Source organism: Magnetospirillum moscoviense (assembly GCF_001650635.1).
GTDB lineage: Bacteria > Pseudomonadota > Alphaproteobacteria > Rhodospirillales > Magnetospirillaceae > Magnetospirillum > Magnetospirillum moscoviense.
In genome coordinates, this window is sequence record NZ_LWQU01000193.1 from 1 (window position 1) to 10,987 (window position 10,987).

Annotated in this window: 12 protein-coding genes; 8 read left to right on the plus strand and 4 right to left on the minus strand. The window is 65.5% G+C overall.

What is annotated here, in order from left to right; all coding sequences use genetic code 11:
* Positions 1–109 precede the first annotated feature (109 nt).
* Positions 110–931 carry a peptidoglycan-binding protein gene (locus A6A05_RS18345; protein WP_068504387.1) on the minus strand — a complete coding sequence of 274 codons (822 nt, stop codon included), beginning with the start codon at positions 929–931 and terminating at the stop codon, positions 110–112.
* A gap of 165 nt (positions 932–1,096) precedes the next feature.
* Between A6A05_RS18345 and A6A05_RS18350 the strand changes: the two genes are divergently transcribed.
* The 6 genes from A6A05_RS18350 to A6A05_RS18375 are packed head-to-tail and all read left to right on the plus strand — an operon-like array spanning position 1,097 to position 7,383.
* The gene (locus A6A05_RS18350; protein ID WP_068504389.1) at positions 1,097–1,729 is read left to right on the plus strand and encodes a response regulator; all 633 of its coding nucleotides are present in this window, start codon (positions 1,097–1,099) and stop codon (positions 1,727–1,729) included.
* A 35-nt stretch (positions 1,730–1,764) separates the two neighbouring features.
* The gene (locus tag A6A05_RS18355) at positions 1,765–3,753 is read left to right on the plus strand and encodes a YgiQ family radical SAM protein (RefSeq protein ID WP_068504391.1); all 1,989 of its coding nucleotides are present in this window, start codon (positions 1,765–1,767) and stop codon (positions 3,751–3,753) included.
* A 39-nt stretch (positions 3,754–3,792) separates the two neighbouring features.
* On the plus strand, positions 3,793–4,587 hold the full coding sequence (locus tag A6A05_RS18360; RefSeq protein ID WP_068504393.1) for a DUF2189 domain-containing protein: 795 nt from the start codon (positions 3,793–3,795) through the stop codon (positions 4,585–4,587).
* 55 nt (positions 4,588–4,642) lie between these two features.
* Positions 4,643–5,566 carry an efflux RND transporter periplasmic adaptor subunit gene (locus A6A05_RS18365; protein WP_068504395.1) on the plus strand — a complete coding sequence of 308 codons (924 nt, stop codon included), beginning with the start codon at positions 4,643–4,645 and terminating at the stop codon, positions 5,564–5,566.
* On the plus strand, positions 5,563–6,693 hold the full coding sequence (locus A6A05_RS18370) for an ABC transporter permease (RefSeq protein WP_068504397.1): 1,131 nt from the start codon (positions 5,563–5,565) through the stop codon (positions 6,691–6,693). The genes A6A05_RS18365 and A6A05_RS18370 overlap by 4 nt, the downstream gene beginning before the upstream one ends.
* A 3-nt stretch (positions 6,694–6,696) precedes the next feature.
* The gene (locus tag A6A05_RS18375; protein ID WP_068504398.1) at positions 6,697–7,383 is read left to right on the plus strand and encodes an ABC transporter ATP-binding protein; all 687 of its coding nucleotides are present in this window, start codon (positions 6,697–6,699) and stop codon (positions 7,381–7,383) included.
* Between the two features lie 13 nt (positions 7,384–7,396).
* On the opposite strand, the gene A6A05_RS18380 is transcribed toward A6A05_RS18375, so the two are convergent.
* From A6A05_RS18380 to A6A05_RS18390, 3 genes are read right to left on the minus strand one after another with little or no spacing between them, the layout of a single operon-like run.
* Positions 7,397–8,020: a hypothetical protein gene (locus tag A6A05_RS18380; RefSeq protein WP_068504400.1), complete on the minus strand. Its 624-nt coding sequence runs from the start codon at positions 8,018–8,020 to the stop codon at positions 7,397–7,399.
* Positions 8,020–9,189 (minus strand): M48 family metallopeptidase, encoded by a 1,170-nt coding sequence (locus tag A6A05_RS18385; protein ID WP_068504403.1) that lies wholly within the window; start codon positions 9,187–9,189, stop codon positions 8,020–8,022. The genes A6A05_RS18380 and A6A05_RS18385 overlap by 1 nt, the downstream gene beginning before the upstream one ends.
* Entirely contained in the window at positions 9,186–9,893 is a 708-nt protein-coding gene (locus A6A05_RS18390) for a hypothetical protein (protein ID WP_156521140.1), read from the minus strand. Before A6A05_RS18390 ends, A6A05_RS18385 begins: the two co-directional genes overlap by 4 nt.
* A gap of 197 nt (positions 9,894–10,090) precedes the next feature.
* On the opposite strand from A6A05_RS18390, the gene A6A05_RS18395 reads away from it, so the two are divergent.
* The gene (locus A6A05_RS18395; protein ID WP_156521141.1) at positions 10,091–10,384 is read left to right on the plus strand and encodes a hypothetical protein; all 294 of its coding nucleotides are present in this window, start codon (positions 10,091–10,093) and stop codon (positions 10,382–10,384) included.
* Between the two features lie 81 nt (positions 10,385–10,465).
* Positions 10,466–10,675, plus strand: coding sequence for a hypothetical protein (locus tag A6A05_RS18400; RefSeq protein ID WP_156521142.1), 210 nt, complete (start codon positions 10,466–10,468; stop codon positions 10,673–10,675).
* Positions 10,676–10,987: the final 312 nt, after the last annotated feature.

The window sequence follows — 10,987 nt, forward strand, 5'->3', positions numbered from 1 at the left end:
TCCTTCCGATCCATCGCGCAAAACCTCCCGCGTTTCCGCCATTCTACACGATATCAATACGAATTGCGAATAGAGCCAAATAAAATGGCCGGGTCTGACCCGGCCATTTTCATTTGGGCAACCCGTCGGCCCATAGTTTCGCCTCTCGGCCGCGTCGGTCGCGCAGGCCGTTGCCCTCGGGCCACAGCTTCTTCATCTGTTCGAACTGGGCCGGGACCTGGGCCAGCGAGGCCGGGTCGCCGGCCTGGACCAGATCGCGGATCGCCCGCATTTCCACGCGGCGGTCGCCCTTCAGGCTGGGGCCGCGATTGTAGACCAGGCTGACCAGCGCGCTTCTGCACAGGCCCGGCAGCATGTCGGCGCCGGGAAAGGCGTCCTCGGTCCGATCGACATAGACCGGGATGGTGTCGGCGCAATAGACCGGCCAGGCCAGGTCATAGGGCACCACCACGTTCTTCAGTCCGTCGGCGCCGGCCTGGCTTCCCTGCTTGCCCAGCCACGGGATCAAGGCGTTCTGCACATCCTGGTTCAGCTTGCCCCAGGCCCTGCCGAAGGTCGCCTGATCGGCGAAGCGCAGGTCGAAACCGATGCCGATGGTGATGCCGCTGTCGCCGCCCGGCCAAACCGGGTGGCAATAGGCCTGTTCATAGCGGGTGCGCGAGCCGATTTCCTCGGTGGCGATGAAGGTGATGCCGCGGGTCGGCAGCAGCGGCGACGGCTCGGGCTGGGTCATCAGCCGATTCCACAGGGCCGCATCGACGGTGCCGGTCGGTTCCAGGCCCAGCACGGTCTGGGCATAGCGCACGGCGGCGGCGGTGCCTTTGCCGAAATCGCCGTCCTCGGAGATCAGCGCCCCCATGCGGTTCAACGCCTGCTGCAGCGTCACGATGTCCGGACCGTCCTGGCCCTGGGAGAGTGGGAATGCGACCATAGGGCGTCTCTTTTGAAAGTTAGTGCTCGGAAAGATAGCACGTTGGCCAGCCCCGTGCCAACAGGAAGGGAGCCCTGCGGAAGGTGCGGTGGAAATCCCCGAGGGCAGGATTATACTTGTCTGAAAGCAATCCATGATCCGTCGCATCCCATCGGAGGCAAGGCCATGGGCGTTCTCATTCACCGCACTGCCGCCATCGGCGGGGCCGACGAGCTGGATTTCAGCCGCTGCCGCGTCGTCGTCCTCGACCCATTCATCGCCACCCGCCGATTGGTCACCGACATTTTGGTGCGCGACATGCGGGTCGGCGCCGCGCGTGCCTGCGCCACCGCCGAAGATGCGATGGGACTGCTGCTGGAAGGCGGCTGGAACATCTTGTTCTCCGACTGGTCGGCCGCCACCAACGCCATCGCCGTGCTGAAAAGCCTGCGGGTGGCCGGCAGTCCGTTCCGCTTCCTGCCGGTGGTGGTGATGAGCAGCTTTTCCAGCGCCGAACACATCAAGGCGGCCCGCGATGCCGGCATGACCGAGTTCATGCTGAAGCCGTTTTCCGCCCAGGTAATCCAAAGCCGGCTGAAATCCATCACCCAGGCGCCGCGTGTCTATGTCGAATCGCCCGATTTCTTCGGGCCGGACCGCAGGCGTCGGCACGACAGCTTCCAGGGCTTCGAGCGGCGCCATCACACCAGCACCCGTTTCGCCGACCGCCGGCAGGCCAATTTCTCCCATGTCGGCCCCGAACGCCGGCAGGGCATTCCCGGCTTCCATGGGGCCGACCGCCGCCAGGGCGCTCGCTGATTCCATTTCCCAAGCCAGCGGGCTATGGTGGCGCCATGATTGCCGCCACTTCCTTGTTCGAACAGGCCCACCCGCCGGTGCCGCCCGCGCCGTTCCTGCCGATGTCCTTGGCCGAGATGGACCGGCTGGGCTGGGAGGCGTGCGACGTGGTGCTGGTCACCGGCGACGCCTATATCGACCATCCCAGTTTCGGCATGGCCATCGTCGGGCGCTTGCTGGAAGCCCACGGCTTCAAGGTCGGCATCATCGCCCAGCCCGACTGGTCGGGGCCGGAAGCCTTCACCATCCTGGGGCGGCCGCGCCTGTTCTTCGGCATCACCGCCGGCAACATGGATTCCATGGTCAACCGTTACACCTCGGACAAAAGGCTGCGCCATGACGACGCCTATACGCCCGAAGGCGAGGGGGGCAAGCGGCCGGATCGGGCCGCCATCGTCTATGCCCAACGTGCGCGCGAGGCCTTCAAGGACGTCCCCATCGTCTTAGGCGGCATCGAGGCGTCGCTTCGCCGCATCGCCCATTACGATTACTGGTCGGACAAGGTGCGCCGCTCGATCCTGATGGATGCCAAGGCCGACATCTTGCTGTTCGGCAATGCCGAGCGGGCGTTGGTGGAACTGGCGCACCGCGCCGGGGCCGGCCAAACCATCCGCTCGATGACCGATATCCGCGGCACCGCCCAGGTGGTGGGGGCCGTCCCCAAGGCCTTCCGGGTCGCCGACTGGACCGACATGGATGGTGCGCCCCCGGACCTGGCCGGCGACAAGGCGGCGGTGCGGCTGCCGTCCTACGAGCAGGTGGCCGCCGATCCGGTCCTGTACGCCCACACCTCACGGGTGCTGCATCTGGAAAGCAATGCGTCGAACGCCCGGCCCCTGGTGCAGGCCCATGGCGACAAGGAGGTGTGGCTGAACCCGCCGCCGGTGCCGCTGAATACGGCGGAACTGGATGCGGTCTATGAATTGCCGTTCGCCCGCGCACCCCATCCGTCTTATGGCGATTCCCGCATTCCGGCCTGGGAGATGATCCGTTTCTCGGTATCGATCATGCGCGGCTGTTTCGGCGGCTGCGCCTTCTGCTCGATCACCGAGCACGAGGGCAGGGTGATCCAAAGCCGGTCGGAAGGCTCGGTCCTGCGCGAGATCGAGCGGGTGCGCGACCTGACCACGGGCTTCACCGGGACCATTTCCGATATCGGCGGCCCGACCGCCAACATGTACCGGCTGGCCTGCAAGGATGATGGCATCCAGGCAATGTGCCGGCGGCTGTCTTGCGTCTATCCCGACATCTGCAAGAATCTGGGCACCGACCATGGCCCGCTGATCGCGCTGTACCGCAAGGCCCGCGCCATCAAGGGGGTCAAGCGGGTGCTGGTGGCCTCGGGCCTGCGCTACGATCTGGCGGTGCGAAGCCCGGACTATGTGCGCGAACTGGTGGCCCATCATGTCGGCGGCTATCTGAAGATCGCCCCCGAACATACCGAGGCCGGCCCGCTGTCCAAGATGATGAAGCCGGGCATCGCCGCCTATGAACGGTTCAAGGAATTGTTCGACCAGGCCGCCCAGGCGGCCGGCAAGAAATATTACCTGATCCCCTATTTCATCGCCGCCCATCCCGGCACGTCGGACCGGGACATGATGAACCTGGCCTTGTGGCTGAAAAGGAACGGCTTCAAGGCCGACCAGGTCCAGACCTTCCTGCCGTCGCCGATGTCGCTGGCCACCGCCATGTATCATTCGGGGCGAAACCCGCTGAAGCCGGTGCGCCATAGCGGATCTGAGGAGGTCGAGGCCATCAAGGGCTTGCGCCAGCGCCGCCTGCACAAGGCCTTCCTGCGCTATCACGATCCCGAGAACTGGCCGATCTTGCGCGACGCCCTGAAGGCCATGGGCCGCGCCGACCTGATCGGGCCGGGCGCGCACCAATTGGTGCCCGGCGGCACCGCCGCACCCGCCGCCAAGGCCGGGCCATCCAGGCCGTTTCGCACCCAGCACACCCGCTCCAGGCCCTTGCAGCGGCGCTGATCGTCGCCACTTGTCAGGAAAGCCTGAACAAGGTGCGCCATGACAGCAGCGTCGTCCTCACCGGCCTCGGCCGACTTTCCATCCTTCGACCATGTCCGTCTCGCCGCCCCCGGCGCCATCAAGCGCTGGCTTTGCCTGGGCTGGTCCGACCTTCGGGCCGCCGGCTGGGTCAGCCCGGCCTATGGCGCGATCTTCGCCGCAGGCGGCTTCGTCATCACCTTCGGGCTGGTGTTGGCCGGCATGCCCTATCTGATCACCCCGATGATCGGCGGCTTCCTGCTGATCGGGCCGCTGCTGGCGTTGGGGCTTTACGATATCTCCGACCGGCACGAGAAGGGCCTGGCCGCCAGTTTCGGCCACGCGCTGTTGGCCTTTCGCCGCAACCGCTTCCACATCCTGACCGCCGGCCTGGTCCTGATGCTGGTGGTGATGATCTGGGCCAGGCTGTCGGCGGTCTTGTTCGCCCTCTTCTTTCCCTACCAATCGATGACGCTGGCAAGCTTCCTGGCCCAGATCGTCACCTTCGACGGCATCGTCTTTACCGTGATGATGATGGCGTTGGGCTTCGTGTTCGCCACCGCCATCTTCGTCACCCACATGGTCAGCCTGCCGATGATGCTGGATCGCAAGGTCGATATCTTCTCGGCGGCGATCTGGTCGGTGATGGCGGTGGTGCGCAATCCGGTCACCTCGGTCCGGTGGGCGGCGACCATCGCCCTGGTGGTCGGCGCCGGCATGCTGGCAGGCTTCGTCGGCCTGGTGGTGGCGTTACCGCTGATCGGACATGCCAGTTGGCATGCCTATCGCGAGATGATCGGGCTGGATCGGGTTTGATCTGGGCGGCGCTTCGTATAGGTTAGTGTTTACTAACCTAACGGAGGACCGCGCGGTGAAGCCGATATTCCTGGTGCTGGGCGGACTGGCGGCTGTCGTCGCGGGCGGCGTGGCGCTGTCTCGGATGAAGGGCGAAGGTCCCCAGCCGGTGGTGGCGGCCCATGCCGCCGCCCCGCGCGACGGCCGCGTCTATGGTCTGGGCACGGTGGAAGCCCGCCTGCTGTCCCGTCTGGGCTTCGAGGCGGCGGGCACGCTTTCGGAAATCCTGGTGGATCAGGGCGACCGGGTCACCAAGGGCCAGGTGCTGGCCCGGCTGGGGCTGGCCGACCAGCAGGCCCGCGTTTCCCAGGCGGAGGCCGGCGTGCGCCAGGCCCAGGCCGCCTTGGTCCAGGCCAATGCCCGGCTGGACCGCGCCCGCGCCACCCGCGATCAGCGCGCCAGCGTCAACCAACGCCGCCAGACTCTGGCGTCGCGGGGCACGGTGTCGGTCGAGGCGGCCGAGGACGCCCAGGCCACCTCGGCGGTGGCGGTGGCCGACGTGGCGGTGGCCGCATCCGACGTCGAGGCGGCCAAGGGCGGTATCGAATCTGCCGTCGCCAAGCTGGCCCTGGAACGGGCCTTGCTCGACAAGTTGACCCTGGTGGCGCCGTACGACGCCTTGGTGATCGAGCGCGCCCGCGAGCTGGGCAGCGCCGTGGCCCCTGGCGGCACGGTGCTGACCATCGCCGACCCGGCGACCATCTGGGTCACCGCCTTCGTCGACGAGGCGCTGGCCGGCCGCGTCGAGGTGGGCCAAGTGGCCGAGATCAGCCTGCGCTCGCGCCCCGGCCAGCCTTTGGCCGGCAAGGTGGCGCGCATCGATCTGGAAAACGACCGCGTCTCGGAAGAGCGCCGGGTCCAGGTGGCGTTCGATACGCCGCTGGCCCCGTTCACCCTGGGCGAGCAGGCGGAAGTGCTGATTTCGGCCAAGCGTCCATGAATCTGGCGATCCGCGACATCCGCCATCATTGGGGCCGCTTCGTGCTGACCTGCCTGGGGCTGTCGCTGCTGTTGGGCGTGGTCATCTCGATGATCGGCATCTATCGCGGCCTGGTGGCCGACGCGCTGGTGTTGGTCCGTGCTCCGGCGGTCGATCTGTGGGTGGTCGAGGGCGGCACCAAGGGGCCGTTCGCCGAGGCGTCGCGCATTCCCCGCGACACGCGTAACGCGGTGGCCCGCATCGACGGCATCGCAAGCGCCGGCATGGTGACCTATCAGTCAATGCAGATCGAGACCGCCAAGGGCGTGGCTCGGGTGCTGGTGGTTGGCTTCGAACCGGGGCGACCGGGCGGCCCGGCCGTGCTGGCCGCCGGCCGTACGCTGGAACGCAGTCATTTCGAGATGGTCGCCGACATCAAGACCGGGCTGGAACTGGGGCAGCTCATCCGGCTGGGCAACGACGATTACCGGGTGGTCGGCCTGACCCGGGGCCAGGTCGATTCCGGCGGCAACCCGCTGATCTATCTCAGCCTGCAGGATGCCCAGGCTCTGCAGTTCGAACTGGAAGGGGCGGCCGCCCGCAATCAGGCGGCGCGCGGCGAGCGGGCCAACACCAATCAGGTCAACGCGGTGCTGGCGACCATTCATGCCGATGCCGACCTTGATTCCGTGGCTCGCTCGGTCAGCCGCTGGAAGCATCTGTCGGCGCTGACCCAGGCCGACCAGGAAGCCATGCTGCTGTCGGCGGTGGTGGACAAGGCCAGAAAGCAGATCGGCATGTTCACGGTGACGCTTTTGACGGTATCGACGGTGATCATCGCCCTGATCGTCCATACCATGACCCTGGACAAGGCCCGCGAGATCGCCACCTTGAAGCTGATCGGGGCGCCGGACCGCACCATCCTGGCCCTGATCATCCAGCAGGCCCTGGCGATGGGGGTAATCAGCTTCTCGCTGGGGGCGACCCTGATCACCCTGGCGGCCGACCGATTTCCCCGCCGCGTCATCGTCGAGGCGCCCGACATCGCCATGCTGGCGGCGGCGGTCGGCGTGGTGTGCGTGATCGCCAGTCTGGCGGGCGTGCGCCATGCGCTGTCCATCGACCCGGCCCAGGCCTTGGGGGGCTGATCGATGTCTGCTCCCATCGTCAGCCTTCGGGGTGTGTCGAAGCATTACGGCGACGGGCCGACCCGTGTCGATGCGGTGCGCGACCTCGATCTCGACATTCATGCCGGCACCGTCGCCGGATTGCTGGGGCCCAGCGGCTCGGGCAAGAGCACGGTGCTGAACCTGATCGGCGCCATCGTCGATCCCAGCAAGGGCCAGATCAGCCTGGACGGCGAAATGGTGTTCGACGGAGGTTGGCTGCGGCCCGACCTGCGGCGGCTGCGGCTGGAAAAGATCGGCTTCATCTTCCAGTTCCACAATCTGATCCCGTTCCTGAATGTGGCGGAAAACATTCAGGTGGTGCTGGATCTGGCCGGCTGGCCCCGTCCCAAGGCCCAACGCCGGGTGGCCGAGTTGCTGGACTATCTGCAGGTGGCCGACCGCGCCCACGCCATGCCCGCGCAATTGTCGGGCGGTCAGGCCCAGCGGGTGGCCATCGCCCGGGCCTTGGCCAACAATCCGCGCATCATCCTGGCCGACGAACCGACCGCGGCCTTGGATTCCGAGCGGGCCGGCCGGGTCATGGACCTGTTGCGTCAGGTCGCTGTCGAGCAAGGTGCGGCGGTGATCGTGGTCACCCACGACGACAAGGTGATGGCCCGCTTCGACGTCCGCCACGCCTTGGCCGACGGGCGGCTGGTCGGGGCCTGACGGCCGGGCGGAATCAGCCCTTCCCCTTATCCTTTTCCTTGAACGTGAAGGACTGAATGATCCGTTCGGCATCGGCCTGGTTGCGGTCGTAATAGTAAATCTCGGTTCCGACATAGTGGATCAGGTAAAGCTTTTCGTCGAACACCGCGCCGACGCCAAAGCCCTTGCGGCGGACCTGATCCTTGCCGGTGAAGGCGTACTCGAAGCGAAAGCCCGGCTTGCCGCCCAGGGTAGCCGGGGCAAGCTGGGTGGACACCACCTTCGATCCGGCGATTTTCGACATGCTGGCGGTAAACAGATCGACGATCTCGTGTTCGGTCATGCGCTTGTGGAAGCGGAACGACACCTCGTCGGGAACCTTGCCGAACCACACCAGCAGCGGATGGAAACCGGCCTCGACGTCCAGGACCTCCATGAGGGTCTTGCCGTCCTTGACCCCCATATGGAAGATCATTTCCTGCAGATTCGGGCCATCCAAGGTCCAGGTGTGGACGATATCGAAGGGGCGCCAGTTCCAGTCGATCGGCGTCTCGACGGTGCCTTGGTCGGCGAATTCGACCTTGCCGGCCGGAATCAGCCGATAGGGCGTGCAAGACGCGATCAGCAGGATGATCGCCAGGGAAATGAGACGGTTCATCAGGCCCCCGACAGGTATTTGCGGATCATGTCGCTGTCGCCGGCTTGGGGCGCGCGGTCGAGATAGCGTCGGAAATACTCCCGCGCCAGCTCGGCCTCGCCCCGCCGCCAGCGGATCAAGCCGACGCCTCGGAAGGCCTCGGCCGGTGGATCGGCGGCCTCGCAGGATTCGTGATAGAAGCCCAGCGCGGATGCTTCGTCGCCATCCTTGTTGCGGCGCCGATACAGTTCGCCGCGATAATAAAGCGCCCCGGCCGGGTCGTTGCCATCGGCGGCCAGCCGGCTCAACAATTTCTCGGTCCGCTTGAAACGGCCCTGATTGATCTCGTCTTCCATGAAGCCGCGGCGCAGGTGGCGGATGGCCTGGTCCAGGCGGTTGGGCGGCGACGTCTTGGGGCGCCCGCGTTGTTCGGCCAGTTGCTGCAAGGTTTCGATGCGTTCCTTGGTGGCCGGATGGGTGCTGAGGAAGAAGTTGAAATCATGTTTGACGTCGCCGGCCTTGTCCTCATCGATCAATTGGCGCCATGTTTCGGCGCAGGCGAACGGGTCATAGCCGGCGTCGGCCATCATCACCAAGCCCATTTCGTCGGATTCCCGTTCGTGATCGCGCGAGAACATCGAGATCGAGGCCATCCGGACATCGCCGCTGATGTCCCACATGGTCTTGGCCAAAGGCCCCTGCAGCGTGAACTGCATGAAGGCCATCATGTCGTCCCACTCGCGCTTGTCGCGCATGCGCTGCAGGCTGTGCCGCCTCAGGTAATGGGCGATTTCGTGGCCCAGCACGCCGGCCAGCTGCGATTCGTCCTTGCAGCGCAGCAGCAGCCCAGACCACACGCTGACCATGCCGTTGGGCGAGCAGGTGGCATTGAATTCCGGAACCCGAACCAGATAGGGCCGCAGCTCGGGGCAGCGGTCGCCGGCCAGGCGGCAGATGATGTCTTGCACCAAGGCGTTGGCGGCCTGGTCGCGAATGCGCGAGGGCGAGCGCTTCTGGGCCTGCTCGACCTTATCGACGGCAAGCCACAGGCCGGCCTCGTCGCTGTCGGGCGGCGGCCGGTAGCCCTTGGAGGTCGAGGGCAGTCCGGTCGCCGGGCCGCTTTGATGATGGGTGGCACAGCCGCCCAGCAGCGACGCTAGTCCCAGGGTGAAGGCGCGCCGGCCGATCATTTCGGCATCCGGTCAAGCAGCAGGTGGGTGGTGGCGCGACTTTCCTCCAGGGTTCGCATGTCCCCGGCTTCGCGCGGCAGCAGGGCGTTGAACCACACGACCTGTCCGGTCTTAAGATCGACCAGCGAGCACAAACCCTGTTGCACCCCGCCGCTGACCGGGACGCCGACAACCAACGCGGCCACCACCTGCAGGGCCATCCGGGCCGGCGAGGCGTAGCTGTCGCGCAACCACACGAACAAGGCGTAGTCGGCCTTGCCATGCTCGGCCAGTTTGGCGACCTCTGGACCCAGCGACCAGTCGAACTGGCCCTTCTTGGCCGGAAGCCGCAATGCCGGTTCGAAATGGTATTCGAGGATCGCTTGCCCGACGGTTGCGTGCAAGCTCTGGAGCTCGTCCAGCAGCTGGGCGTCCGGGCTGGCGTCGTCCGGCGGCAGGTACTCGACGAAATCGGCGCCGATGCTGGTCAGATGTTCGCGCAAGGCGGTGGCGAAATGCGCCTCGGCCGCCTTAGTCCAGGCGGCGTTGAGCTCTGTGGTGCCGCCCGCGGTGCGTTCCGACAGCTCGATGTCGGGAGGCATCAGCATGATGCAGGGTTGGGCGTCGGTCCGCACCAGTCGTTCGGTGGTGCGATAGGATTGTGCCCCGCAACCGCCAAGAAGCACGGCCGCCAGAACGATCAATGTGCCAGCGGTCCTTCTCATATGCCCGGCTCCAGGTTTGCAACCTTATAATACGGATCGTCGCTTTCCAGGCAACTGTAGAGGATGGTGGCTACCTCTTTCGAGTGCTTGAAATGCACAGGCCTTCGCGCGCCATAATATCTGACCAAAATAATAAGCTGGGCGTCGGTCTCCGAGGTTCTGGCCGACCGGTGCCCATCGGAAGAGGGAGGGGTGCCATGTCCGTCGAGGCAATGTTGCTTGCCGTCACCGCGGCCGCGCTGCTGGCCGCCGTGTTGGCGATGCGTGAACTGCCGCTGATCCTGGCGGTGGTCGGATATGCCGGCATGATCGTCTGGCAGGTCGGGCACGACATGAGCTTGCTATTGCCGTCGATCGGATTGGGAATCGGGATCGGCATTCTTGCCCTGGTCTTGGTCGTTCGCCGCGAGGTCCGGGGCGGGGGCTCGGATGAGGGCGGCGACCGTTACATTCCGTCACAACAGATCACAAATAAATCTGTGCACATCTGACTGTATGGCGCCGGCCAATATTGTTTTGGCCGGCGCTTATTGTTAGTGTTCATTCATCGAATGGAATGCAGTGAGGCGGTCATGACGCAGGAGGCCTGTAATTCAGATTGCTTCGGCCGCCGTGCCGAGCATGCCGGCCATCTGGTCGCCCACGGCCAATGGGCCAGCGGCCACGCCATCGCCTCGAGCCTGCTGCGGTGCGCGTCGGCCGGCGGCTGCCCCTGCCAGGCGGACTGCGCCCGGCACGCCCAGTCGGTCATGGGGTCGATCCGCGCCTTGCTGGCCAATTGAAGCCTTTTCCGATCTGACCCGGTCAGAACGGACAAAACTTCCCCTCAGCAACCTTCTGAAAAATTCAGAGATTTTATAATGTGACGCCTTAAGCGCGGCCATGCCAAGGTCCGTGCCACGCCCGTCTACCGATGAGTTGGCGCATTGCCTTGTATGCGAGCCCCGGCCTGCCATGCTTTCATACCGGCGAACGCTCGATCTGACTCGGCGGGGCTTGCCAACCAGCGGCAACCATGAATCACTGGGGTTCCACCAGATACAGGGGGAACCATGTTCGGTAGGCTCAAGATATCGGAAAAGATGACGGCGGCG

Excerpts from the sequence above, each read along its gene's own strand:
- A6A05_RS18345 (WP_068504387.1), bottom strand. The coding sequence starts at position 931 with ATGGTCGCATTCCCACTCTCCCAGGGCCAGGACGGTCCGGACATCGTG.
- A6A05_RS18350 (WP_068504389.1), top strand. The coding sequence starts at position 1,097 with ATGGGCGTTCTCATTCACCGCACTGCCGCCATCGGCGGGGCCGACGAG.
- A6A05_RS18355 (WP_068504391.1), top strand. The coding sequence starts at position 1,765 with ATGATTGCCGCCACTTCCTTGTTCGAACAGGCCCACCCGCCGGTGCCG.
- A6A05_RS18360 (WP_068504393.1), top strand. The coding sequence starts at position 3,793 with ATGACAGCAGCGTCGTCCTCACCGGCCTCGGCCGACTTTCCATCCTTC.
- A6A05_RS18370 (WP_068504397.1), top strand. The coding sequence starts at position 5,563 with ATGAATCTGGCGATCCGCGACATCCGCCATCATTGGGGCCGCTTCGTG.
- A6A05_RS18375 (WP_068504398.1), top strand. The coding sequence starts at position 6,697 with ATGTCTGCTCCCATCGTCAGCCTTCGGGGTGTGTCGAAGCATTACGGC.
- A6A05_RS18380 (WP_068504400.1), bottom strand. The coding sequence starts at position 8,020 with ATGAACCGTCTCATTTCCCTGGCGATCATCCTGCTGATCGCGTCTTGC.
- A6A05_RS18385 (WP_068504403.1), bottom strand. The coding sequence starts at position 9,189 with ATGATCGGCCGGCGCGCCTTCACCCTGGGACTAGCGTCGCTGCTGGGC.
- A6A05_RS18390 (WP_156521140.1), bottom strand. The coding sequence starts at position 9,893 with ATGAGAAGGACCGCTGGCACATTGATCGTTCTGGCGGCCGTGCTTCTT.
- A6A05_RS18395 (WP_156521141.1), top strand. The coding sequence starts at position 10,091 with ATGTCCGTCGAGGCAATGTTGCTTGCCGTCACCGCGGCCGCGCTGCTG.
- A6A05_RS18400 (WP_156521142.1), top strand. The coding sequence starts at position 10,466 with ATGACGCAGGAGGCCTGTAATTCAGATTGCTTCGGCCGCCGTGCCGAG.